The sequence below is a fragment of the Streptomyces sp. NPDC007095 genome, from assembly GCF_040634475.1.
GTDB lineage: Bacteria > Actinomycetota > Actinomycetes > Streptomycetales > Streptomycetaceae > Streptomyces.
Window position 1 is genome coordinate 1 of record NZ_JBEYFS010000166.1, and the last position, 21983, is coordinate 21983.

Consider the following 21983-nt stretch of genomic DNA (forward strand, 5'->3'; position numbering starts at 1 on the left):
AGTACGTCCAGTACGAGGACTTCCGGCCGGCACGCCGAGAGCACGCACCGGACGCCGCTCCTTGACGGGCAAACGTTGCCTGCCGCGGCACTAGAGCAGGCCCGCCCCCGCCAGGTACTTCCCCACCCGCTCGACCTCCGCCTCCGACAGCGGCACCTGCGGCTCCGCCGTGGCCGGACAGGCGATGACACCTCGTAGATGCAGCGCCGCCTTGAACGCCCCGAGCGCCGACGAACCCCCGCCCATCCGGGCCGGATCCCCCACCCCGACCATCCCGAACAGCCCGCACAGCCGCTCCTGTTCGGCCCGCGCCCGCTCCCAGTCGCCCCCTCGGCAGAGCCGGTCGAGCCGTACGTACCCGTGCGGGTCGACGTTGGCGAGACCCGGCACGGCCCCGTCCGCCCCGAGGGCGAGCGCGGAGTCGACTACGAGTTCGGACCCGGTGAGAGCGGTGAAGCCGGTGATGTCGGGGTGGGCGCGGGCGCCCGTGACGACGGCGCGGAAGGCGGCGAGGTCGCCGCTGGAGTCCTTGAGGCCGCTCAGCACGCCCTCCGCGGCGAGGGACAGGACCAGCTCCGCGCCCAGCTTGGTGTGGACGGACACCGGGATGTCGTAGGCGAAGACGGGCACGGACGAGCGGGCGGCGACCAGGCGGAAGTGGCGCGCGATCTCCGCCGGATGGGTGCGGGCGTAGAAGGGGGCGGTCGCCACGATCGCGTCCGCGCCCGCAGCCGTCACATACGCCACATGGTCCAGCACCCTCGGCGTGGTCATGTCGATCACCCCGGCCAGCACGGGGAGCCGGCCGGCCGCACGGGCGACCACCGTCTCCACCACCAGCCGCCGCTGGGCGTCCGTCAGAAACGCCGCCTCCGAGGACGAGCCGAGGACGAACAGGCCGTCGACGCCCCCCTCCACCAGATGGTCCACGAGCCTGATGAGCGAGGGGACGTCCACCTCGCGGTCCGGTGTCAGAGGCGTGCAGACGGGCGGTACGACACCGGTCAGCGGGGTGGGGATCGGCATGAAGACTCCCTCGGGACGATCAAGGCTGCTGCTGGGCGGGGATGTCGGCCACGGCGGGCGCCGCGGACACGGCCTGGGTCACCAGGTCGCGCGTCGACCGGTCCTCCTCCACAGGATGGTGGCACCGGAAGCGGTGGTCCGGTGTCGACGCGGCCGTGAAGTCCGGCATCGCGCTCGCGCAGTCCTCGTCCGCCTTCCAGCACCGCGTACGGAACGGGCAGCCGGTGGGCGGGTGCGTGGCCGAGGGCACCGGGCCCACCAGCGGGATCGGGTCGACCGGGTCCAGGAGGCCGGGCGTCGCGGAGAAGAGGGCCCGGGTGTACGGGTGCCGGGCCCGGTCGGTGACCCGGGCGGCCGGGGACTCCTCCACGATCCGGCCGAGGTACATCGTGATCACCCGGTCGCTCATCCTCCGTACCGTCTGGATGTCGTGCGAGACGAAGACCAGGGCCAGGTCCAGGCGCTCCTTCAGGTCCAGCAGGAGGTTGAGGATCTGGGCGCGGACCGAGACGTCCAGCGCGCTCGTCGGCTCGTCGGCCACCACCAGGTCCGGGTCGAGGGCCAGGGCGCGCGCGATGGCCACCCGCTGGCGCTGACCGCCGGACAGCTGACCGGGCAGGGCGTCCGCCAGGGCGCGGGGGAGGCCCACCAGGGACATCAGCTCCCGCCACCGGTCCTCCCGCTCCCGCGCCGTGCCGCGCCGGTGCACGTCGAGGGGGTCCCGCAGGATCCGGCGTACGGGCAGGCGGCGGTTCAGAGCCGTCGACGGGTCCTGGAAGACCATGCCCGTGCTGCCGCCGACGGACGCCCGTCGCTCGGCGGGCCGCATCGACCACAGGTCACGGTCACGCAAGCGCACGGTGCCGGACGTCGGCCGCTGTCCCCCGAGCTGACCGTCCGCCGCCACCGCGACATCGTCACCGCCCTGCGCGCCCGGGACGTGGAGGCCGCCCAACGCGCGATGGCCGACCACTTCCGCGGCATCGAGGCGAGGGCGGCCCAGGAGTCCAGGGGAGTGGGCTGAACCCGCCCACCCCTGCAACCGGACCGCCCCTAGACGCCGGCCAGGCGCCACACCTGCAGTTCCTTCGTGTCCTCGGCGACCGTGTACCAGCTGCCGTCGCCCAGGGGGTTGGGTACGCCGGATATCGGGAGCGGGTAGGTGATCTCGCCGAGCAGCCGCATGTCCCGTACGTCGACCAGCCAGTGCCGCCCCGGCCCGTACTCCTCGTCGGCCTCGGTGGTGCCCGCTATGACGGTGTGCTCGTCGACGAAGCCGCCGTAGTAGTCCCAGCGCACCTCGGGCTCGTCGTCGTCCGGATCCAGGGCGGGGTGATCGGGAACGACCTCCTCCGCGTCCAGCTCCGACACCACCGAGCCGTCCTCGGTCCGGTGCAGGGACAACAGCTCCTGATAGTGGGTCACGGTCAGGAAGTGCTCGCCCGACGGGCTCACGGCGAGCAGACACCGGTCGTCGTCGATCCGTTCGACGGAGAGCCGCTCGCCGTCCCAGCGGCCCCACAGCAGCGGCGCCCCGTCCTGCCCCTCGCCGACGCTCAGTCCCATCTGTCCGGGGTCCGGGTGCGAGACGTGCCCCGAACCGGCGGCCACGGTCTGGGTGTCCGCCTGCCCGAGGACCGTCCCGTCCGTGGCGTCCAGCACCAGCCACTCCTCGATCACGTCCGGATCCTCGCCCCCCGCCGCGAGCGGACCGCGCACATGGGCCCACACGAGCTTGCCGTCCGCGGAGAAGACCACCGAGCCGCTGTCGGCGTACAAGTGCCCACGTTTGTCGATGTTTTCGCCGTATTCGCCGTATTCGTCGAACGAGTCGTGCATCTCCCGGCAGCTTCCCTCCCAGCAGCCGTGCCGCACCTCCCACAAGGTGGCGCCCCGCCGGTCCACCGCCCGCACCGCGTGCACGCCCGCGAAGACGGCGACGTCCAGCCCCGGCGACACGGTGCACGTGCCGAAACGCTGCGGCCACGGCCTGGGGAAGCGGACCACCGACGCCTCACCCGCGAGCGCCGCGGCCAGGTCGTACGCGGCCACCTGGGTGTCGTCGCTCTGCAGGATCAGCGTCCGGCCGGGCAGGCACCGCTCTCCTGGGAAGCCGGCCGTGGCCGACTCCAGCGGGCCTGCGAGCGTGGTGACGAGACGGGCGCTCGCGGACATGGTTCCTCCAGTGCGCGTGATGCCGTACGGCGTTGTGTGCGTCGGGTGCACAGTACGGCCGCCCACTGACAGCCCCGCACGCGCCTGTCCCGTACGGCCTCTCACACGTCCCGGCGGTCCACCGCCACCACGACGATCAACGCCGACACCACCGCCCACGCCCCCAGTACCACCCAACTGCCCGTCACCGTCGCCCCGTAGCGCGGGAGCCGGGTGAAGGGGTCGCGGCCGTAGGCGATGTCGGTCAGCCGCGTCCAGGCGTTGACGGGCATGGCGTGCCGTATGGCGGCCGTCCAGCGGTAGCGGTCGGTGATGAAGCTGGGGACGAGGAGCAGGACGGCGGTGACGGCGACCATCGTGCTCGCGCTGTGCCGGATCAGGGCTCCCAGGGCCATGCCCGCCAGCGCGCAGACCGGGGCGAGCAGCGCGGAGGCGACGACCACGCGCAGGGCACCGAAGTGGGTGATCGACACGGAGGCGTGAGGGGTGGTGAGGATCGCCTGCGTCGAGGCGAAGGAGGCACTCGCGACGAACGCGCCGTACAGCGTCATGACCGCCGTCACCACCACGACCTTCGCGGCCATCACGGCGCGCCGGTCCGGGACGGCCGCGAGGGTCGTACGGATCAGGCCCGTCGAGTACTCCCCGACGACCGTGATCGCGCCGATGCTCGCCGCCGCGAGGATCAGGATCAGTGCCGATCCGTCGGTGAAGGCGTCGCGCAGGGCCAACTCCCAGGCGAAGGAGCGCATCTGGGGGTTGAAGCGCGGATGGTCGTGGGCGTGCACCCGCGCCGCGTTGGCGTTGAAGCCGATGACGGCGAGGGCGCCCGCGCCGAGTGCCCAGTAGGTCGAGCGCAGGGAACGGAGTTTGATCCACTCGGCGGCGAGGAGATCGGTGAACCGTGCGGCGGGGTGTGCGGGAGCGGGGATGAGGGGGAGAGTGGTCATCGGGCGTCTCCGGCGAGGAACTCGGTGCTTTCGGCGGTCAGTTCCATGAAGGCGGCCTCCAGGGACGCGGTCCGCGGGGTCAGTTCCTCGAGCAGGATCCGGTGCTGGAAGGCGAGTTCACCGATGCGCGCCGCGCTCAGGGCGGTCACCTTGAGGGTCCGGTCGTCGTACGGCGCCACGGCCGCGCCCTCCTCGGACAGCACGGCCGTGAGCTTCGCGAGGTCCGGCGTCCGCACGGTCACCGTCGGCCGGGTGCCGCGCGCCGCGAACTCGGTCACGCTCTCCGCGGCGATCAGCTCACCCCGGCCGATGACGATCAGCTCGTCAGCGGTGTGCTCCATCTCGGACATCAGATGACTGGAGACGAAGACGGTACGGCCCTCGGCCGCGAGCCTGCGAAAAAGCTCCCGTATCCACAGCACACCCTCCGGATCGAGTCCGTTGAGGGGTTCGTCGAAGAGCAGCACCGGAGGTTCGCCGAGCAGCGCGGTGGCGATGCCGAGCCGCTGCCGCATGCCCAGCGAGAAACCGTCGACCCTGCGCCGAGCCGCCGCCCCCGCGAGTCCCACCTCCTCCAGCACCTCGTCCACCCGGCTGCGGGGGATGCGATTGCTCCGCGCCAGCGCCTCCAGATGGGCCCGTGCGCTGCGCTCGCCGTGGACGTCATCCGCGTCGAGCAGCGCGCCCACGTGCCGCAGCCCGCGCGGATGACGCCGGAACGGCTGCCCGTCGATCGTCGCGCTCCCGCCGGTCGGCCCGATCAGGCCGAGCAGCATGCGCAGCGTCGTCGTCTTGCCCGCGCCGTTCGGGCCGAGGAACCCGGTGACGCGCCCCGGGCGCACCTGGAACGTCAGATTCCGTACGGCGGTGGTGTCGCCGTACCGTTTGGTCAGTTCGTTGACTTCGATCACACCGACCACCGTCTCGTCGGCACCCCGCGCGCGGTATCGCCCCGTGGCCGACACTCTCCCCGTCCGGTGTCGACCAGGGGTGTACGTCCACGGACCGATGCCCGTCCACGGCCCCCGTGCCTACGATCGCCGCATGTATGCCATGCCGCTCCCGCCCCGCCTCAAGCTCGTGCCGCCCGGTGCCTGGGTGGCCCTGGCCTGGTGCGCGAGCACGGCGTTCACCTTCCTCGCCCGCATCCGGCTCCCCGGTGAGATGACGGCCAACGTGCGTGTCGCCGCCCAGTTCTACCGCTGGGACGGCCTGCTGATCCTTACCGTCGCCTGCGCTCTGGCGCTGCTCGGCAGCCTGTGGTTGCACCGCCGGCCGCTGAGGGCCCTCACCCTGCTCCTTGCGGCCGCGGCCTTCCTCACCACCAACCTGGCCGTGGGAGCGATCCAACTGGCGCAGTTCCTCGCCGTCGACCTCGCCCTCTACTTCATCTCGGCCGGCCGCCCCCGCCGTACCGGAGTCACCGCCCTCTCCATGGCGCTCGCCGTCCTGCTGGTCTGGGAGACCGTACGGCTGCTGCGCGGATGGGGCATCGGCACGCTGGAAGAGCTGACCGTGGCGCTGACGGCCGTCGTCGCCTGGCTCCTCGGCGACGCCTCCCACCGCACCCGCGAGTACGGTGAGAAGCTCCGCGCCCAGGCCGCCACCCAGGCGGTCACCGACGAACGCCTGCGCATCGCCCGCGAGATGCACGACATGGTCGCCCACAGCATCGGCATCATCGCCCTCCAGGCCGGGGCAGCGGCCCGCGTCGTCCACACCCAGCCGCATGCCGCGCGCGAGGCGATGACGGCGGTGGAGACGACCGGGCGGGAGACCCTGTCGGGGCTGCGCCGGATGCTGGTCGCCCTGCGCCAGGCGGACCAGGACCAGGACCGGGACCAGGACCGGGACCGGGACCAGGACCAGGACCAGGACCAGGACCAGCACCAGGACCAGGACCGGGACCGGGACCGGGCCGCCGTCTCGGCCGAGGCCGACCGGTTGCGCCCGGCCGAGGGGCTCGCCGACCTCGACCGCCTGGCCGCCGCGACAACGGCGGCGGGTGTCCAGGTAGACGTCCACTGGAAGGGCGCGCGCCGCCAACTGCCCCCGGACATCGACCTCTCCGTCTTCCGGATCGTCCAGGAGTCGATCACGAACGTCGTACGCCACGCGGGGACGACCGCCTGCCGGGTGACGGTCGACTACCTGGAGGAATGTGTGGCCGTGGAAGTCACCGACGACGGCCGGGGCCGGGGCAGCACCACCGACACCGGCTTCGGCCTGGTCGGGATGCGCGAGCGGGTGGCCCTGCTGCACGGCGAGCTCACGGCGGGCCCCCGTCCCGAGGGCGGCTTCCGGGTGACGGCCCGCCTCCCGGTCCCGGCGACGGCGACGTCGGCGACGGTGGCCGTCTGATGCCGGTCCGTGTCGTCCTCGCCGACGACCAGCAGCTGATCCGCACGGCCCTGCGGATGGTCATCGCCGACATCGAGGACGTGGAGGTGGTGGGGGAGGCCGCGGACGGCGAGGAGGCGGTGACCCACACGGAGGAACTCCGGCCCGACGTCGTGGTGATGGACATCCGCATGCCGGGCGTGGACGGCATAGAGGCGACCCGCCGGATCACGGCGGGTCCGGGCGAGTCGAGGATCGTCGTCCTGACCACCTTCGACGACGACGATCACGTGTACGGGGCGCTGCGCGCCGGCGCGTCGGGGTTCCTGGTCAAGGACATGGCCCTGGACGACATCATCGGTGCCATACGGGTCGTGGCGGCCGGCGACGCCCTCATCGCCCCCAGCGTCACCCGCCGCCTGATCCGGGACTTCACCTCCGCCCGCTCCTCCGAGCCGGCGCGTCCACGCCGCGACCTGACCGCGATCACGGACCGCGAGCGCGAGGTCCTCACCCTGGTCGGCACGGGTCTGTCCAACGCCGAGATAGCCGAACAGCTCTTCATCAGCGTCGCCACGGCCAAGACGTACCTGACCCGCCTGCTGTCCAAGCTGGACGCACGGGACCGGGTCCAGCTGGTGATCATCGCCTATGAGGCGGGCCTGGTCTCGGCGAACCGGTGAGGCGCCGGTGAAGCGGTCGGCCGACGGCGTGGGTCACTTCTTGGTCGCGGCCGGCTTCGGTCCGGCCTTGGGGCGGTCCGGGCGTACGGAGAAGGCGGTGTCGCCCGCCACGGCGACGATGGCGTCCTTCACGAGCAGCAGGCTCGGGACCGTGGTCTCCGGCGAGTTCCCGGGGTTGTCCAGCTTGTCCGTGTTCCACCTCGCGGCGCCGGTCGCGCGGTCGAGCGCGAGCAGCCGGCCGTAGCGGTTGGCGAAGAAGAGGTCGTGGTACGTCGTCGACAGCGCCGGCTTCGACAGATTCTCGATCTGTGTCTCACGCTGCCAGAGCCGGGCGCCGTCGGTCACCCTGACCGCGGTGACGGTCCCGTCGGGCCGGACGAAGTACACGACGCCGTCGAGGAGGGTGACCGAGCCGCGCGGGGGGCCCGCCAGGGGGATCCGGACGAGGGCGCCGCTGGTCGGGTTCACCCTCAGCAGGCTTGAGTACGGTGTGTCCGTGTCGTCGGCGAACTCGTCCTCCGCCGCGTTCCGTGGCACCGCGAACAGCGGCTGCCCGCCGACGGTGCCGAGCGGCACCACCCCGCGGGGGAGCGTGGCGAGGTCGTGCGCCGTGCCGTCGGCCGGGTCGAGGCGCACCAGGCCGGTCGAGCCCGTGTCGGTGTTCTCCGGCGTGCACAGGCCATAGGGGACGCCGTCCAGGGCCAGTGGGGTGCAGGAGTTGCCCGCCGACGACTTCGCCGGTGTCCGCCACAGGTCCTTGCCCGTTCTGGCGTCGAAGGCGACGAACTCCGTCCCGTCGTCCCCGTCGTCCGACTTCGCCAGGGCGCCGCCGTCGAACAGGACGGCGGGCCGGACTTCGTTGATCGGGCGGTACCAGAGCCGTTTTCCGGTGCGGGCGTCGAGGGCGACCAGCCGCCAGGTCTCGCGCACGTTCAGGCCGGGCTTCTCGTAGGTGTACACGATCCCGTCCCGGACGCCGAGCGGCAGCGTGGTCTGCGGGCTGTGGCCGGCCCGCCACTCGACGCGGCCGGAGGCGGCGTCGAGCTTGGCGACCGTGAAGCCGGACCCCGCGCAGTACAGGGAGGAGCCGCCGGACATACAGCCGGAGTCCGAGCCGCTGATGGAGATGTCCGCGTACGCCTTGTCCGGGGCCTGGGTGAGGTCCGCACGCCAGGGCTTCCAGCCGGTGGGGAGCGCCGCGGCGGGAGAAGCGGCGGCGCGGGAGGCGGGCGTCCGCCCGCCGGGCGTGCCCTCGGTGGCCTTCGGGCCCGACACCATGTAGTACACCGACGCGGACACCGCCGTGACGGCCAGGGCGGCGCCCAGGGCGACGAGGAGGCGCACCCGCCGGCCGCGGCGGCTGGTGCCGGTGCCGGTCGTCGTGTCACCGTGCCTCAGGGCGGCCCTCCGTCCGCCCGCGACGGTCGGCCGGCCCGACGCCGCCGGGGCGGTCGTCATGTCCGGCAGATCCCTGAACAGCCGGTGCAGTTCGGTGAGGTCGGGCCGGGCGGTCGCGTCCTTGTCCAGGCAGCGCTCGGCGATGCTCCTGAGGGGCTCCGGAACGCCGTCCAGGACCGGCTGCTCGTGCACCACCTGATAGCCCGTCATGTACGGGCTGCCGCCGTCGAAGGGACGGTTGCCGGTGGCCGCGTACACCAGCAGCGAGCCGAGCGAGAACACGTCCGAGGCGGCGGTGACGTCCCGGGGCGAGGCGAACTGCTCCGGGGACATGAAGGGCGGGGTTCCGATCAGCCGTCCTGTCACGGTGAGGGCCTGGTTGTCGGCGGCGCGCGAGATACCGAAGTCGATGACGCGCGGACCGTCCTCGGCCACCAGGACGTTGCTCGGCTTCAGGTCCCGGTGCACCACGCCCGCCTGGTGGATGTCCCGCAGCGCCTCGACGAGCCCCAGCGCCAGCGTGCGCAGCGCGTCCCCACCCAACGGTCCTTCCTTCGCCACGATTTCGGACAGCGTCCGGCCCGGCACGTACAACGTTGCCATCCAAGGCACTTCCGCGTCCGGATCGGCGTCCACCACGGGAGCGGTGAACGCTCCGCTCACCCGGCGGGCCGCGGAGATCTCCTGCCGGAAGCGGACGCGGAACTCCTCGTCCTGCGCGTACTGCGCGTGTACGACCTTGACCGCGACCTGCCGTCCCGAGGCGGAACGTCCCAGGTAGACGACGCCCATACCGCCGCTGCCGAGCCGGTCGACGAGCGTGTAGCCGCCTATCGACCCGATGGACCCCGATTCCCCGGTGCTCAGCGGCATGGCCGGTCACCTTTCCCAAATCCCCTGTGTCGCACGCCTGTTCCGCGGCATCACACTAGTACCTGTGTCGCAGGGGGCCGGGCGTCAGGTCACTTCGCGACGGTACGGAGGAACGCCGTCCAGGCGAGGGCGTCGATGAGGAGAACGGGGCCGTCGGTGACTTTGCTGTCGCGGACGGGGATGATGCCGGGGACTCCGTCGGCGACTTCGAGGCAGCTGCCGCCGTTGTCGTCGCTGTAGGTGCTCTTGCGCCAGCGGGCGGCGCCGGGGAAGTCGTACGCGACCTCGATGCAGCTGCCGCCTTCGCCGTTGCTGTAGCTGCTTTTGCGCCAGTGGGCGTTGCTCAGGTCGTAGCCGCGCATCGTCTGTGGTCCTCCGCCGCCGATTCGACCAGGGCCAGGATCGCCTCCGGCGACAGCGCGACGGCCCTGAGCAGATCGTATGCGCGCTGTGCGCGCTTCACCACCGCTGGGTCGTCCATCAACGTCCCCGAAAACGAGGTCTCTGTACAGGCAGTTGGCGGTGCGTCCTCGAACTCCATGAGCGCCAGCATTCCTCCCATGGCGGTGTGCGCTCCCGCGTCGTAGGGGACCACCTGCGCGACCGCTTTGTGCTCGCGCACCATCGTCGCGATGTGGCCGAGCTGCTCGGCCATCGCGGCCGGGCCGCCCACCGGGATGCGCAGCGTGTTCTCGTGCAGCACGACCCAATACTCAGGTCTTGTAGCGTCGGCGAGGACGCGGGCTCGCTCAAGTCGGGCAGTCACCTTCTCCTCGACGTACTCCTCCGTGACGAACGGGTTGGTCGCCAGCGTCACCGCGCCCGCGTACTCGGCCGTTTGAAGAAGCCCCGGTACGAGTGTTGGCGCGAACTCGCAGATCCTCGTCGCCGTCCTCTCAAGCTCCACCACCTCCGCGAAGTAATCCGCGTACCGCTTGTCGTCAATCAGTTTTTGCCACGTGCGCTCGAAAAAGCCGTCGGTTTGCAGGAGTGCGTCGATCCGTTGGGCCACATCCAACTCTGGTTTCCGAATGGCCTGTTCGAACTGGCCGATGTAACCCCCGGAGACGAATACCCGCGCTCCCAGCTCCACCTGGGTGAAACCGGCATCCTCCCGCCGTCGTTTCAGCTCCGCCCCGAAGAACTCCCACGCCGCCTGTCGCGAACCGATGGCCATGGCCAAACCCCTTACGCTGCCCCGAACTTGCAGAGGACAGACTCCTGCCGAGTGTAGATGCGGAGCGTCACTGTGGAGACGCGAAGAGTGAAACTCGGAAAGTCAGGGGAACAGGGTGAAGGCACAGCACTCGGCGCTCTGCGTCGAAGAGGCGGAGGTAACGGTGAAGGAATTGCGGGCGGCACTGAAGAGGGCCGGAATTACGTTGCCGTCGCTCCGGATCGACCCGGCGAGTTCGGCGCGCGAGGCACCTTGTCCGCGCGTCGAATTGGGCGGCTGCTCCATGGAGGTCGCGGCCCGGCTCGTGGCGGCGCTGCGTTGAGGCCCCCGATGAAGCCGCCGATGAAGCCGCCGATCGGCTCGTACGTCGTCGACACGCGCACAGAGAAGGTGGGCATGGTGATGGGACACGAGGGACCGTACGTACAGCTGAGACCGCTGGGTGGGGGCAAGGAGTGGGATGTCGCCCCGGACGCGGTCCGGCGGGCCACCGCGGCGGAGCGGCTCAGCGCGGCCACGGCGTATGCGAACGCACGCAGCCGCGGTGAGGTCCCGTGAGCGGTGGGGTGACGGTCTGTCCCAAGAGTGCCCCCACCCTCCTGGCGAGTGCGTGATCGAGTAGGGGGACCTCTCAGCCGTCGAGGATCCGGGCCGACTGGGCCTGGCGGGCGCCGTCCCGCCAGGCCTGTGCCACGACCGGTGCGGGTGCCGGGGGCAGGCCGCCCGCGGTGAGGCAGGAGCGGTGGGCTCGCCGGAAAGCGGCGTGGTTCCGTTCCGCGGCGATCAGCGCCCCGGCGTCGTGGACCACGGGCCTGAGCACGTCCATGCGGCACCCTGCGACAGCTCGGCCGTGGGCCTGGGCCGAGTGGCGCGGTTCATGAAATCGTCGACCCACGCCTGCGCGTCCGGGCGGGCTGATCGGCGTATGCCATGGCCTCCTCCGCCGCGGCCAGCCCGGCTTCGGTCTTCGCCGCGTGTTCAGCGGCACGCGAGGTGACTCGCTCCAGGCTCATACCGAGAGTCTTGGCGACATGAGCGGTCGGCCGCCAGGCGAGTCGGCCATGTTCACTTGCAAGAAGTACGGCACCCGCCGGCGCATGCCCTCGCGTACGCGAGAATGGCCCCATGAGTCTGTTCCGCGACGACGGCATCGTGCTGCGCACCCAGAAGCTGGGTGAGGCGGACCGGATCATCACGCTGCTCACCCGCGGTCACGGCCGGGTACGGGCCGTGGCCCGTGGCGTGCGGCGGACCAAGTCGAAGTTCGGGGCGCGGCTCGAACCCTTCTCGCACGTGGACGTGCAGTTCTTCGCGCGGGGGAGCGAGCTGATCGGGCGCGGCCTGCCGCTGTGCACGCAGAGCGAGACGATCGCTCCGTACGGCGGCGGGATCGTGACGGACTACGCGCGCTACACCGCCGGTACGGCCATGCTCGAAACCGCCGAGCGGTTCACCGATCACGAGGGCGAGCCCGCCGTGCAGCAGTATCTGCTGCTCGTCGGCGGGCTGCGCACCCTCGCCCGGGGCGAGCACGAGCCGCACCTCGTCCTCGACGCTTTTCTGCTGCGCTCCCTCGCCGTGAACGGCTACGCGCCCAGCTTCAGCGCCTGCGCGAAGTGCGGGATGCCGGGACCGAATCGGTTCTTCTCGGTCGCGGCGGGAGGTTCCGTCTGTGTGGACTGCCGGGTGCCCGGCAGCGTCGTACCCTCGGCGGGGGCCCTCGAACTGCTCGGCGCGCTGCTGACGGGAGACTGGGAGACCGCGGACGCGTGCGAGCCGCGGTATGTCCGGGAGGGCAGCGGGCTGGTGTCGGCCTATCTGCACTGGCATCTGGAGCGCGGGCTGCGCTCACTCCGGTACGTGGAAAAGTAAGACTGAGGGAGACGAGAAGCACATGGTCGTACGCGGGATCCTGGGACGCCAGCGCCGCGAGTACAAGACGCCGGAACCCCACCCGTCCGGTGCCGTCGCGCCCAAGCTCCCCGGCGAGCTGATCCCGAACCACGTGGCGATCGTGATGGACGGGAACGGGCGCTGGGCGAAGGAGCGGGGGCTGCCGCGCACCGAGGGGCACAAGGTCGGCGCCGAGCGCGTCCTCGACGTGCTGCAGGGCGCGATCGAGATGGGGGTCGGCGCCATCTCGCTGTACGCCTTCTCCACCGAGAACTGGAAGCGCTCGCCCGACGAGGTGCGCTTCCTGATGAACTTCAACCGCGACTTCATCCGCAAGACCCGCGACCAGCTCGACGAACTCGGCATCCGGGTCCGCTGGGTGGGCCGGATGCCCAAGCTGTGGAAGTCGGTGGCCAAGGAGCTCCAGATCGCCCAGGAGCAGACCAAGGACAACAACCGGCTGACGCTGTACTTCTGCATGAACTACGGCGGTCGCGCCGAGATCACCGACGCCGCACAGGCTTTGGCCGAGGACATCAAGGCCGGCCGGCTCGACCCGTCGAAGGTCACCGAGAAGACCTTCGCGAAGTACCTCTACTACCCGGACATGCCGGACGTGGACCTGTTCCTGCGGCCGAGCGGCGAGCAGCGCACCTCCAACTACCTGCTCTGGCAGAGCGCCTACGCCGAGATGGTCTTCCAGAACGTGCTGTGGCCGGACTTCGACCGGCGTGACCTGTGGCGGGCGTGCGTCGAGTTCGCCCAGCGCGACCGCCGCTTCGGCGGCGCTGTCCCGAACGAGCAACTGCTCGCGATGGAGCAGGGCATGAGGGGCCGCGAGGAATAGGGCCTGATGCGTGAGGGGGCGCTCCGTCAGGAGGCGCCCCTTTCAGGTGCGCGGGGAACTGCGCGCCCAGCCCCCACCGGCCCGCAGCCCAAAAACGAGCCCCCCGTCACCCCTTGGCGGCAGCGCACTCCGCGCAGGTACCGAAGATCTCCACCGTGTGCGCGACGTTCACATAGCCGTGCTCCACCGCGATCGCCTCCGCCCACTTCTCGACGGCCGGGCCCTCGACCTCGACCGCCTTGCCGCAGACGCGGCAGACGAGGTGGTGGTGGTGCTCGCCGGTGGAGCAGCGGCGGTAGACGGACTCGCCGTCGGAGGTACGCAGTACGTCGACCTCGCCGGCGTCGGCGAGGGACTGCAGCGTGCGGTACACGGTGGTGAGTCCGACGGAGTCACCCTTGTGCTTGAGCATGTCGTGGAGCTCCTGCGCACTGCGGAACTCGTCCACCTCGTCGAGCGCCGCCGCCACGGCGGCACGCTGCCGGGTGGAACGGCCCCGAACGGGCGATCCAGCGGTTGTCACCGTTGCCTCCTCACGTCTGCCCTTGCCCGGCCATTGTGCCAGCCCGGACTGTGCGTGGTCAGACGCCGACCTTGCGTTCCGGGCCACGGATGGCCGGAATCGCGCACTCCGCGGGGTCTCCGGCCCCCTGCGCGGCGGCCAGGGCCCGGGCACGGCGCCGGGCCAGCGGGGTCGCCAGCGCGGTGAGCACGATGAACGCGCCGATGGTCAGCAACACGATCGTCGCACCGGGCGGCACGTCCTGGTAGTACGACGTCACGGTGCCGCCGATCGTCACGCTCACGCCGATGGCCACCGCGATCGCGAAGGTGGCGGCGAAGCTGCGGCTGAGCTGCTGCGCGGCGGCCACCGGGACCACCATCAGCGCGCTGACCAGGAGCAGGCCGACCACCCGCATCGCGACCGTCACGGTGACGGCGGCGGTGACGGCGGTGAGCAGGTTCAGGGCGCGCACCGGCAGGCCCGTCACCCGCGCGAACTCCTCGTCCTGGCTGACCGCGAACAGCTGCCGGCGCAGGCCCAGGGTGACCAGGACCACGAAGGCCGCGAGCGCGCAGATCGCCGTCACGTCGGACTCGGAGACCGTGGACAGGGAGCCGAAGAGGTACGAGGTCAGGTTGGCGTTGGAGCCGCCCGGCGCGAGGTTGATGAACATCACGCCGCCCGCCATGCCGCCGTAGAAGAGCATGGCGAGCGCGATGTCGCCGCGCGTCTTGCCGTACCAGCGGATCAGTTCCATGATCACGGCGCCGAGGACGGAGACGGCCGTCGCCATCCACACCGGGTTGGTGGAGAGCAGGAAGCCGAGGCCGACACCGGTCATCGCCACATGGCCGATGCCGTCGCCCATCAGGGCCTGGCGGCGCTGGACGAGGTAGATGCCGACGGCGGGCGCGGTGATGCCCACCAGGACGGCGGCGAGCAGGGCCCGCTGCATGAAGGCGTAGTTCAGGATGTCCATCAGCTCAGCAGTCCCGTCCGGATCGGTTCGGCGTCGTGAGCCGCGTGCGGGTGTACGTGGTCGTGGCCGGGCAGCGCGTGCTGGCCGACCGCCCGCGGGGGCGGGCCGTCGTGCAGGACGCAGCCGTCACGCAGGACTACCGCGCGGTCGATCAGTGGCTCCAGGGGGCCCAGCTCGTGCAGGACGAGCAGGACGGTGGTGCCCGCCGCGACCTGCTCGCGCAGGGTCTGGGCCAGCACCTCCTGGCTCGCGAGGTCGACGCCCGCCATCGGCTCGTCCATGATCAGCAGCTCGGGTTCGGAGGCGAGGGCGCGGGCGATCAGCACGCGCTGGTGCTGGCCGCCCGACAGGGCGTTCACCGAGTCCTTGGCTCGGTCCGCCATGCCGACGAGCTCCAGGGCGCGCCGTACGGCCTCGTGGTCTGCCTTGCGCAGCACGCCGAAGCGGGCGCGGGAGAGCCGGCCGGAGGCGACGATCTCGGTCACCGTGGCGGGCACGCCGCCCGCGGCGGTCGTGCGCTGCGGCACGTACCCCACCCGCCGCCAGTCGCGGAAGCGGCGCCGCGGGGTGCCGAAGATCTCTATCTCGCCGCCGCTGACCGGGACCTGGCCGATGACGGTGCGTATGGCCGTCGACTTGCCGGAGCCGTTGGCGCCGAGCAGCGCGACGACCTCACCGCGGTGCACGGTGAGGTCGACGCCGCGCAGGACGGGGCGCGAACCCAGCTCGGCGGTCACGCCGCGCAGGGATATGACGGGCTCGCTCACGCTGTCCTCCTGGAACTGGGACTGGGTGTCACTTGGCGCCCAACGCCGTTCGCAGCGCCTTCAGGTTCGACTCCATGACCTGGAAGTAGTCGCTGCCCCTGGACTTGCCGGTGATGCCCTCGATCGGGTCGAGGACGTCCGTCTTCAGGTTCGCGTCGCCGGCGATGGTCTTGGCGGTCTTGTCGCTGACGAGCGTCTCGTAGAACACCGTCGAGACGCCGTCGGCCTTCGCCATCTTCTCAAGGTCCTTCACGCGGTTCGCGCTGGGCTCCGACTCCGGGTCCAGACCGTTGATGGCCTCCTCGGTGAGGCCGTAGCGCTCGGCGAGGTAGCCGAAGGCGGCGTGCGTGGTGATGAAGACCTTGGTCCTGGTGTTCGCCAGCCCGGTCTTGTACCGGGTGTCGAGATCGGCGAACTTCTTCCGCAGCGCCGTCATGTTCCTGTCGTAGTCCGCGGCGTGCTTCGGGTCGGCCTTCTTGAGGGCCTTGGCGACGCCTTCGGCGACCTGGCCGTACTTCACCGGGTCGAGCCAGATGTGCGGGTCGGCCGCGCCGGACTCCTCGCCCTTGGAGCTGTCGTGCGAGGCCGCGTGCCCGCCGACCTCGTTGCCGTGCTTCTCCAGCGTGGTCAGCGACGCGGCGTCGATCTTGGTCTTGACCTCGGACTGCGCCACGGCGTCGTCGACGGCCGGCTGCAGGTTCTTGAGGTAGACGACGGCGTCCGCCGACTGGAGATGCGCGGTCTGCCGGGCGCTGATCTCCAGGTCGTGCGGCTCCTGACCGGGCTGGGTCAGGCTCGTGACGTGCACGTGCGGCCCGCCGATCTGCTCGGCGAGGTACTGCATGGGGTAGAACGACGCCACGATGTCGAGCTTCCCGTCGCTCTTGCCGTCGGCCGCCGTGGAAACCGAGCAGCCGGTGAGGGCGCCGAGGCCGACGGCGGTGGCTGCCAGGGCCGCGGACCCGGCAGCGCCTATTCGAGAAGCGGCGAGGCGCCGTCGTACGTTCATGACAGTCATTTTCAACAAACCTGGAAACGATTGTCAACAAGCCTTCAGTAAGCCCTAGGTAAACGAGGCGATGAATGAGCCGGTAAGGGGCACGATGAGGCGAGGTGTCCCCGAACCGATTTGATACGAGGGTGGGCGGCGCCGGTAACCTGAATCATTCGCTGCCGTCCGTTCGTAATGAAGAGAGCACCGTGGCCGCCGACAAGATCGACACCATCGTCAGCCTGAGCAAGCGCCGTGGCTTCGTTTTCCCCAGTAGTGAGATCTACGGCGGACAGCGTGCCGCCTGGGACTACGGCCCGCTCGGCGTCGAGCTCAAGGAGAACATCAAGCGCCAGTGGTGGCGCTACATGGTCACCTCCCGCGAGGACGTCGTCGGTATCGACTCGTCGGTGATCCTGGCGACCGAGGTCTGGGTCGCGTCGGGGCACGTCGCCACCTTCACCGACCCGCTCACCGAGTGCACCTCCTGCCACAAGCGCTATCGCGCCGACCACCTGGAGGAGGCCTACGAGGCGAAGCACGGCCGCCTCCCGGAGAACGGCCTCGCCGACCTCAACTGCCCCAACTGCGGCAACAAGGGCACGTTCACCGAGCCCAAGCAGTTCTCGGGCCTGCTCACCACCCACCTCGGCCCCACGCAGGACAGCGGCTCCGTCGCCTACCTGCGCCCCGAGACGGCCCAGGGCATCTTCACCAACTTCGCCCAGGTCCAGCAGACCTCGCGCCGCAAGCCGCCCTTCGGCATCGCGCAGATGGGCAAGTCCTTCCGCAACGAGATCACGCCCGGCAACTTCATCTTCCGCACCCGCGAGTTCGAGCAGATGGAGATGGAGTTCTTCGTCAAGCCGGGCGAGGACGAGAAGTGGCAGGAGTACTGGATGCAGGAGCGCTGGAACTGGTACACCGGCCTCGGTCTGCGCGAAGAGAACATGCGCTGGTTCGAGCACCCCAAGGAGAAGCTCTCCCACTACTCCAAGCGCACCGCCGACATCGAGTACCGCTTCAGCTTCGGCGGCAACGAGTGGGGCGAGCTGGAGGGCGTCGCCAACCGCACCGACTACGACCTCGGCGCGCACTCCAAGGCCTCCGGCCAGGACCTCTCCTACTTCGACCAGGAGGCCGGCGAGCGCTGGACTCCGTACGTCATCGAGCCCGCCGCCGGTGTCGGCCGCGCGATGCTGGCGTTCCTGCTGGACGCCTACGTCGAGGACGAGGCCCCCAACGCCAAGGGCAAGATGGAGAAGCGCACGGTGCTGCGCCTCGACCCGCGCCTCGCGCCGGTCAAGGTCGCCGTCCTCCCGCTCTCCCGCAACCCCGAGCTGTCCCCGAAGGCCAAGGGCCTCGCCACCGCCCTGCGCCAGCACTGGAACATCGACTTCGACGACGCGGGCGCCATCGGCCGCCGCTACCGTCGCCAGGACGAGATCGGCACCCCGTTCTGCGTCACGGTCGACTTCGACACCCTCGACGACAACGCCGTCACGGTGCGCGAGCGCGACTCGATGAAGCAGGAGCGCGTCTCCCTCGACCAGATCGAGGGCTACCTGGCCGCGCGCCTGATCGGCTGCTGACCGGGCCTGTCCGTAAAAAGCCCCCGGTTCCCGCGCTGCGGGAGACGGGGGCTTTTTTGGATCGCCGGACGTTCCGCGCGGCCCCGGCCCCGGGCTGATCCGAAGGACAGGTTCTGGCGGCCGGACAGGTCCCGGCTGCGGGGCAGGTCCTAGCGGCGAGCGCCGGTCGGTGTGCCCATGGCGCGGGCGACGAGCGCGTCGTAGGCGCGGTCGGGCAGGGCGCGGCGCAGGAAGATGAGGGGCCTGGCCCCGAAACCGACGGCGTACCGGGTCCTGGGGCGGCGAGCCGTGACGGCCTTGGCGACGGTGTCGGCGATCACCGAGGGCGGGGAGCTGCGGCGGGCGGTGCTCTCGGAGCCCAGGGACTCGGCCATCGCGTCGGCCTGCCTCGCGTACGCGGTGTCGCCGGAGGTCTTGCGCAGGTTGTCCGCGGCGATGCCGCCCCACTCCCGCCTGTAACGAGGCCGCGACCTGGGTGAGTGAGATCGCTTTCGAGCGTGGAGAGTTCAAGAACTTCGCCTTGCGCAAGCACGCCTACGATGCGGTCAAATCCCGCTGGAACCTCGGTGCGCAGGCCGCGCAGCATTCGATCAAGAAAGTGTGCGACGCCTACACCACGCTGAAGGCGAACCTGAGGGCCGGGAACCTCGGCAGGCCCGGCTCACGCCGATACCGCGGGGCCACTGAGAAGCCGATCGTCTTCCGCCCGCAGGGCGCGCAGCCCTACGACGACCGCATGCTGTCCTGGCAGATCGCCAAGCGCACGGTGTCCATCTGGACCACCAGCGGCCGGGTCAAGAACGTGGCCTTCACCGCCTCACCCGAGCAGCTGGCCACGCTGGCCCTGTACCGCAAGGGCGAGTCGGACCTGCTAGAGCGGGACGGCATGTGGTTCCTCAACGCCACCTGCGAGGTCCCCGAAGCGCCGCTCAACACCGATCCGGTGGACTTCCTCGGCATCGACCTGGGGATCGTGAACATCGCCACCACCAGTGACGGCGAGATCATGGCCGGACGCGAGCTGAACCGCATCCGGGTCCGCGAGCGCGGCTTGCGCACCAAGCTGCAGAAGAAGAACACCCCGTCCGCCAAGCGGCGCCTGAAGAAACGGCGGCGCAAGGAGGCGCGGCGGGCACGGGACATCAACCACAAGATCGCGAAGCATGTGGTGGCCGAGGCTGAACGCACCGGTCGCGGAATCGCCCTCGAAGACCTGACAGGGATCCGCGAACGGGTACGGCTTCGCAAGCCCCAACGGGCCACCCACTCCTCCTGGGCCTTCTCCCAGCTGGGAGCGTTCATCGCATACAAGGCCCGCAAGGCGGGGGTGCCGGCGGTGCACGTCGATCCGGCGTACACCTCCCGCACCTGCGCCGAATGCGGCCACGTAGACAAAGCGAACCGGGTCTCCCAGGCCTGGTTCGCGTGCCGGGACTGCGGATTCGTTGATCACGCGGACCGGAACGGCTCCCGCAACATCCGCGCCCGCGCGTGGGAGTTGTGGCGACGCGGGGCCCCGTCAACGGCCTCCGCCCCACCCCGGAAACCCGGGAGCAGGGCTGGACGCAAACGCAGCATCACCGCCAGTGATGCCCGTTGTGCAAGCCCGGCGCTTTAGCGCCGGGTAGTTGACCCACCACAGGCGCCCGTTGTCCGCGTACTTCTTGACGATCGGCAGATACGCGCCCCAGATCGACCGTACGTGATGCTGCCACCCGTGACGTAGACGGTCTCCGGCGCCATGCACGATCGTCTGCCCGGACGCCTTGGCCGCGCACATCTCCGCCGGCGTCGCGACCTTCACGCCGGCGTCCATCCCGTCCTCCCATAGCGCCGTGCCGTCGGAGCGGATGACCGGGAACGCCGCGTTGATCACGTTGTAGCCGTGCGCGGTGATACGGGAGTCGGTGATCGGCGTCCATCCGAACGGCGGGTGACGGATGACAGCTGACAGCTGCCGGATGTCAGGTGACAGATATCAGATGACAGATATTGAAATCTGTCATCTGTCATGCCATCGTGAAAGGACACCAATCCCCCAAGCGACACCAGGGAGTCCTCATGCAAACCCGCCCCCTCGGAACCACCGGCCCCCAGGTCTCCGCCCTCGGCCTCGGCTGCATGGGCATGTCCGCGCTCTACGGTGAGGCGGACCGGGCCGAGTCGATCGCGACCATCCACGCCGCCCTCGAGGCGGGCGTGACGCTCCTCGACACCGGCGACTTCTACGCCATGGGCCACAACGAGATGCTGATCGGCGAGGCCCTGCGCGCGGCCCCGGCGGCCCTGCGCGAGCAGGCGCTGACCAGCGTCAAGTTCGGCGCCCTGCGTGACCCGGACGGCGGCTGGTCCGGATACGACGGCCGCCCCGCCGCAGTGCGGAACTTCGCCGCGTACTCGCTGCAGCGCCTCGGTGTCGATCACATCGACGTGTACCGGATCGCGCGGCTCGACCCGAACGTCCCGATCGAGGAGACGGTCGGCGCGATCGCCGAGCTCGTGGAGAAAGGGCACGTCAGGCACATCGGCCTGAGCGAGGTCGGCGCCGACACCATCCGACGGGCCGCCGCCACCGCCCCCATCTCCGATCTCCAGATCGAGTATTCGCTGATCTCGCGCGGCATCGAGGACGAGGTCCTGCCGACCACCCGTGAGCTGGGCATCGGGATCACCGCGTACGGCGTGCTGTCCCGCGGGCTGATCTCCGGCCACTTCACGGCCGACCGGCAGCTGGCCCCGACCGACTTCCGTTCCATGAGCCCCCGCTTCCAGGGCGAGAACCTCCAGCACAACCTCTCCCTCGTCGAGGCGCTGCGGAAGATCGCGGAGCAGAAGGGCGTCAGCGTGGCGCAGATCGCGATCGCGTGGGTGCTGTCGAGGGGCGAGGACATCGTGCCGCTCGTCGGTGCGCGGACCCGGGAGCGGCTGACGGAGGCGCTCGGCGCGCTGGACGTCACGCTCGACGACGCCGACCTCGCCGCGATCGAGCAGGCCGTGCCGGCGGACGCCGCCGCGGGCGACCGCTACCCGGCGGCGCAGATGTCGCATCTCGGCACCGACCGCTGACAGTGCCGCCAGGTACGGTTTTCGACATGGCACCGACCACCGAAGCACTGACCGCCGAGCGCATCCTCGAGGCGACCGAGGAGGTGCTGCGCCGCCACGGCCCCGCGAAGGCCACCGTGGTGGACGTGGCCCGCGCGCTCGGCGTCAGCCACGGCAGCGTCTACCGTCACTTCCGTACGAAGGCGGCGCTGCGGGAGGCGGTCACGAAGCGCTGGCTGGACCGTACGTCGCAGATACTCGCGGAGATCGCCAGGCCCTCGTCCTCGCCACCCCCGGAGGCGCTCGAACACTGGCTGGCCACGCTGTTCACCGCCAAGCGGCACAAGGCGGGCGACGATCCCGAGCTGTTCGCCACCTACTCGGTGCTGCTCGACGAGGCGAGCGCCGTGGTCGAGGAGCACGTCGCCGAGCTGGTCGACCAGCTCTCGGACATCATTCATCGCGGCGTGGTGGAGGGCGACTTCATGACCGTGGACGGCGACTCCGTCGCGACGGCCCGCGCCGTCTTCCACGCCACGAACCGTTTCCACGACCCCGCCTACGCCCACGCGTGGGAACAGCCGGGCATCGAGGCCGAGTTCTCGACGCTCGTCACCCTCGTCCTGCGCGGACTGCGCCGCCGAATCGACTGAATCCACGGCCCCGGCGAACCGGTGTTCCCGGCGAACCGGTGTTCCCGACGGAGCGGTGGTTCCGGCGAACCGGTGGACCCGGCGGAGGA

The 21983-nt window shown here is 70.5% G+C and carries 24 protein-coding genes and 2 pseudogenes; 11 read left to right on the plus strand and 15 right to left on the minus strand.

What is annotated here, in order from left to right; translation table 11 throughout:
* Positions 1-90 precede the first annotated feature (90 nt).
* Together ABZ656_RS40350 and ABZ656_RS40355 are read right to left on the minus strand one after the other, a co-directional pair.
* A complete protein-coding gene (locus tag ABZ656_RS40350) occupies positions 91-1026 on the minus strand; it encodes a dihydrodipicolinate synthase family protein (protein ID WP_360275136.1) in 936 nt (311 codons plus the stop codon).
* A 19-nt stretch (positions 1027-1045) separates the two neighbouring features.
* Positions 1046-1981: an ABC transporter ATP-binding protein gene (locus tag ABZ656_RS40355; RefSeq protein ID WP_360275182.1), complete on the minus strand. Its 936-nt coding sequence runs from the start codon at positions 1979-1981 to the stop codon at positions 1046-1048.
* Between ABZ656_RS40355 and ABZ656_RS40360 the strand changes: the two genes are divergently transcribed.
* Complete coding sequence (locus tag ABZ656_RS40360; RefSeq protein ID WP_360275185.1) at positions 1940-2050, plus strand: hypothetical protein; 111 nt, start codon at positions 1940-1942, stop codon at positions 2048-2050. The two genes, ABZ656_RS40355 and ABZ656_RS40360, sit on opposite strands and share 42 nt — an antisense overlap.
* Before the next feature lie 29 nt (positions 2051-2079).
* On the opposite strand, the gene ABZ656_RS40365 is transcribed toward ABZ656_RS40360, so the two are convergent.
* The 3 genes from ABZ656_RS40365 to ABZ656_RS40375 all read right to left on the minus strand — a co-directional run bounded on the left by ABZ656_RS40365 (position 2080) and on the right by ABZ656_RS40375 (position 5062).
* Positions 2080-3201, minus strand: coding sequence for a hypothetical protein (locus tag ABZ656_RS40365; protein ID WP_360275139.1), 1122 nt, complete (start codon positions 3199-3201; stop codon positions 2080-2082).
* A 101-nt stretch (positions 3202-3302) separates the two neighbouring features.
* Entirely contained in the window at positions 3303-4151 is an 849-nt protein-coding gene (locus ABZ656_RS40370) for an ABC transporter permease (RefSeq protein ID WP_360275142.1), read from the minus strand.
* On the minus strand, positions 4148-5062 hold the full coding sequence (locus tag ABZ656_RS40375; RefSeq protein WP_360275145.1) for an ABC transporter ATP-binding protein: 915 nt from the start codon (positions 5060-5062) through the stop codon (positions 4148-4150). The genes ABZ656_RS40370 and ABZ656_RS40375 overlap by 4 nt, the downstream gene beginning before the upstream one ends.
* 133 nt (positions 5063-5195) lie before the next feature.
* Between ABZ656_RS40375 and ABZ656_RS40380 the strand changes: the two genes are divergently transcribed.
* Together ABZ656_RS40380 and ABZ656_RS40385 are read left to right on the plus strand one after the other, a co-directional pair.
* Positions 5196-6512, plus strand: coding sequence for a histidine kinase (locus ABZ656_RS40380; RefSeq protein WP_360275148.1), 1317 nt, complete (start codon positions 5196-5198; stop codon positions 6510-6512).
* On the plus strand, positions 6512-7174 hold the full coding sequence (locus tag ABZ656_RS40385) for a response regulator transcription factor (protein WP_101405260.1): 663 nt from the start codon (positions 6512-6514) through the stop codon (positions 7172-7174). The genes ABZ656_RS40380 and ABZ656_RS40385 overlap by 1 nt, the downstream gene beginning before the upstream one ends.
* 33 nt (positions 7175-7207) lie before the next feature.
* On the opposite strand, the gene ABZ656_RS40390 is transcribed toward ABZ656_RS40385, so the two are convergent.
* The 3 genes from ABZ656_RS40390 to ABZ656_RS40400 form a co-directional block, all read right to left on the minus strand.
* Entirely contained in the window at positions 7208-9445 is a 2238-nt protein-coding gene (locus tag ABZ656_RS40390; protein WP_101405261.1) for a PQQ-binding-like beta-propeller repeat protein, read from the minus strand.
* An 89-nt stretch (positions 9446-9534) separates the two neighbouring features.
* The gene (locus ABZ656_RS40395) at positions 9535-9807 is read right to left on the minus strand and encodes a DUF397 domain-containing protein (protein ID WP_101405262.1); all 273 of its coding nucleotides are present in this window, start codon (positions 9805-9807) and stop codon (positions 9535-9537) included.
* A complete protein-coding gene (locus tag ABZ656_RS40400) occupies positions 9789-10622 on the minus strand; it encodes a helix-turn-helix transcriptional regulator (protein ID WP_360275153.1) in 834 nt (277 codons plus the stop codon). Before ABZ656_RS40400 ends, ABZ656_RS40395 begins: the two co-directional genes overlap by 19 nt.
* A 115-nt stretch (positions 10623-10737) precedes the next feature.
* Between ABZ656_RS40400 and ABZ656_RS40405 the strand changes: the two genes are divergently transcribed.
* Positions 10738-10944, plus strand: coding sequence for a hypothetical protein (locus tag ABZ656_RS40405; RefSeq protein WP_101405264.1), 207 nt, complete (start codon positions 10738-10740; stop codon positions 10942-10944).
* Positions 10945-10964: 20 nt separating this feature from the next.
* On the plus strand, positions 10965-11180 hold the full coding sequence (locus ABZ656_RS40410) for a hypothetical protein (RefSeq protein ID WP_101405265.1): 216 nt from the start codon (positions 10965-10967) through the stop codon (positions 11178-11180).
* A gap of 73 nt (positions 11181-11253) precedes the next feature.
* Here the strand turns inward: ABZ656_RS40410 and ABZ656_RS40415 are convergent, their stop codons facing one another.
* Positions 11254-11448, minus strand: coding sequence for a hypothetical protein (locus ABZ656_RS40415; protein ID WP_360275156.1), 195 nt, complete (start codon positions 11446-11448; stop codon positions 11254-11256).
* Between the two features lie 299 nt (positions 11449-11747).
* On the opposite strand from ABZ656_RS40415, the gene recO reads away from it, so the two are divergent.
* On the plus strand, positions 11748-12494 hold the full coding sequence (gene recO / locus ABZ656_RS40420) for a DNA repair protein RecO (protein WP_054235479.1): 747 nt from the start codon (positions 11748-11750) through the stop codon (positions 12492-12494).
* Between the two features lie 22 nt (positions 12495-12516).
* Complete coding sequence (locus tag ABZ656_RS40425; RefSeq protein WP_101405267.1) at positions 12517-13362, plus strand: isoprenyl transferase; 846 nt, start codon at positions 12517-12519, stop codon at positions 13360-13362.
* A 106-nt stretch (positions 13363-13468) separates the two neighbouring features.
* On the opposite strand, the gene ABZ656_RS40430 is transcribed toward ABZ656_RS40425, so the two are convergent.
* The 4 genes from ABZ656_RS40430 to ABZ656_RS40445 are packed head-to-tail and all read right to left on the minus strand — an operon-like array spanning position 13469 to position 16622.
* Entirely contained in the window at positions 13469-13885 is a 417-nt protein-coding gene (locus ABZ656_RS40430; protein WP_054235481.1) for a transcriptional repressor, read from the minus strand.
* A 58-nt stretch (positions 13886-13943) separates the two neighbouring features.
* Complete coding sequence (locus tag ABZ656_RS40435) at positions 13944-14846, minus strand: metal ABC transporter permease (RefSeq protein ID WP_101405268.1); 903 nt, start codon at positions 14844-14846, stop codon at positions 13944-13946.
* Complete coding sequence (locus ABZ656_RS40440; RefSeq protein WP_101405269.1) at positions 14846-15613, minus strand: metal ABC transporter ATP-binding protein; 768 nt, start codon at positions 15611-15613, stop codon at positions 14846-14848. Before ABZ656_RS40440 ends, ABZ656_RS40435 begins: the two co-directional genes overlap by 1 nt.
* 28 nt (positions 15614-15641) lie before the next feature.
* Positions 15642-16622 (minus strand): metal ABC transporter substrate-binding protein, encoded by a 981-nt coding sequence (locus tag ABZ656_RS40445; protein ID WP_101405270.1) that lies wholly within the window; start codon positions 16620-16622, stop codon positions 15642-15644.
* A gap of 191 nt (positions 16623-16813) precedes the next feature.
* On the opposite strand from ABZ656_RS40445, the gene ABZ656_RS40450 reads away from it, so the two are divergent.
* Positions 16814-18196, plus strand: coding sequence for a glycine--tRNA ligase (locus ABZ656_RS40450; protein ID WP_060901977.1), 1383 nt, complete (start codon positions 16814-16816; stop codon positions 18194-18196).
* Between the two features lie 149 nt (positions 18197-18345).
* Here the strand turns inward: ABZ656_RS40450 and ABZ656_RS40455 are convergent, their stop codons facing one another.
* Positions 18346-18570: a hypothetical protein gene (locus tag ABZ656_RS40455; protein ID WP_360275164.1), complete on the minus strand. Its 225-nt coding sequence runs from the start codon at positions 18568-18570 to the stop codon at positions 18346-18348.
* Positions 18571-18647: 77 nt separating this feature from the next.
* Between ABZ656_RS40455 and ABZ656_RS40460 the strand changes: the two are divergent.
* Positions 18648-19814, plus strand: a pseudogene (locus ABZ656_RS40460) (transposase); the annotation flags it as partial.
* 9 nt (positions 19815-19823) lie between these two features.
* Here ABZ656_RS40460 and ABZ656_RS40465 read toward each other — a convergent pair.
* Positions 19824-20132, minus strand: a pseudogene (locus tag ABZ656_RS40465) (chitinase); the annotation flags it as partial.
* 125 nt (positions 20133-20257) lie between these two features.
* Between ABZ656_RS40465 and ABZ656_RS40470 the strand changes: the two are divergent.
* Both ABZ656_RS40470 and ABZ656_RS40475 read left to right on the plus strand, forming a co-directional pair.
* Complete coding sequence (locus ABZ656_RS40470) at positions 20258-21262, plus strand: aldo/keto reductase (RefSeq protein ID WP_067369796.1); 1005 nt, start codon at positions 20258-20260, stop codon at positions 21260-21262.
* A gap of 26 nt (positions 21263-21288) precedes the next feature.
* Positions 21289-21894: a TetR family transcriptional regulator gene (locus ABZ656_RS40475; protein ID WP_360275168.1), complete on the plus strand. Its 606-nt coding sequence runs from the start codon at positions 21289-21291 to the stop codon at positions 21892-21894.
* Positions 21895-21983: the final 89 nt, after the last annotated feature.

What these genes read in the sequence shown, in the direction of transcription:
- ABZ656_RS40350 (WP_360275136.1), bottom strand. Translation starts at nt 1,026, where the DNA reads ATGCCGATCCCCACCCCGCTGACCGGTGTCGTACCGCCCGTCTGCACG.
- ABZ656_RS40365 (WP_360275139.1), bottom strand. Translation starts at nt 3,201, where the DNA reads ATGTCCGCGAGCGCCCGTCTCGTCACCACGCTCGCAGGCCCGCTGGAG.
- ABZ656_RS40370 (WP_360275142.1), bottom strand. Translation starts at nt 4,151, where the DNA reads ATGACCACTCTCCCCCTCATCCCCGCTCCCGCACACCCCGCCGCACGG.
- ABZ656_RS40380 (WP_360275148.1), top strand. Translation starts at nt 5,196, where the DNA reads ATGTATGCCATGCCGCTCCCGCCCCGCCTCAAGCTCGTGCCGCCCGGT.
- ABZ656_RS40385 (WP_101405260.1), top strand. Translation starts at nt 6,512, where the DNA reads ATGCCGGTCCGTGTCGTCCTCGCCGACGACCAGCAGCTGATCCGCACG.
- ABZ656_RS40390 (WP_101405261.1), bottom strand. Translation starts at nt 9,445, where the DNA reads ATGCCGCTGAGCACCGGGGAATCGGGGTCCATCGGGTCGATAGGCGGC.
- ABZ656_RS40395 (WP_101405262.1), bottom strand. Translation starts at nt 9,807, where the DNA reads ATGCGCGGCTACGACCTGAGCAACGCCCACTGGCGCAAAAGCAGCTAC.
- ABZ656_RS40400 (WP_360275153.1), bottom strand. Translation starts at nt 10,622, where the DNA reads ATGGCCATCGGTTCGCGACAGGCGGCGTGGGAGTTCTTCGGGGCGGAG.
- ABZ656_RS40410 (WP_101405265.1), top strand. Translation starts at nt 10,965, where the DNA reads ATGAAGCCGCCGATCGGCTCGTACGTCGTCGACACGCGCACAGAGAAG.
- ABZ656_RS40415 (WP_360275156.1), bottom strand. Translation starts at nt 11,448, where the DNA reads ATGGACGTGCTCAGGCCCGTGGTCCACGACGCCGGGGCGCTGATCGCC.
- recO (WP_054235479.1), top strand. Translation starts at nt 11,748, where the DNA reads ATGAGTCTGTTCCGCGACGACGGCATCGTGCTGCGCACCCAGAAGCTG.
- ABZ656_RS40425 (WP_101405267.1), top strand. Translation starts at nt 12,517, where the DNA reads ATGGTCGTACGCGGGATCCTGGGACGCCAGCGCCGCGAGTACAAGACG.
- ABZ656_RS40435 (WP_101405268.1), bottom strand. Translation starts at nt 14,846, where the DNA reads ATGGACATCCTGAACTACGCCTTCATGCAGCGGGCCCTGCTCGCCGCC.
- ABZ656_RS40445 (WP_101405270.1), bottom strand. Translation starts at nt 16,622, where the DNA reads ATGAACGTACGACGGCGCCTCGCCGCTTCTCGAATAGGCGCTGCCGGG.
- ABZ656_RS40455 (WP_360275164.1), bottom strand. Translation starts at nt 18,570, where the DNA reads ATGGCCGAGTCCCTGGGCTCCGAGAGCACCGCCCGCCGCAGCTCCCCG.
- ABZ656_RS40470 (WP_067369796.1), top strand. Translation starts at nt 20,258, where the DNA reads ATGCAAACCCGCCCCCTCGGAACCACCGGCCCCCAGGTCTCCGCCCTC.
- ABZ656_RS40475 (WP_360275168.1), top strand. Translation starts at nt 21,289, where the DNA reads ATGGCACCGACCACCGAAGCACTGACCGCCGAGCGCATCCTCGAGGCG.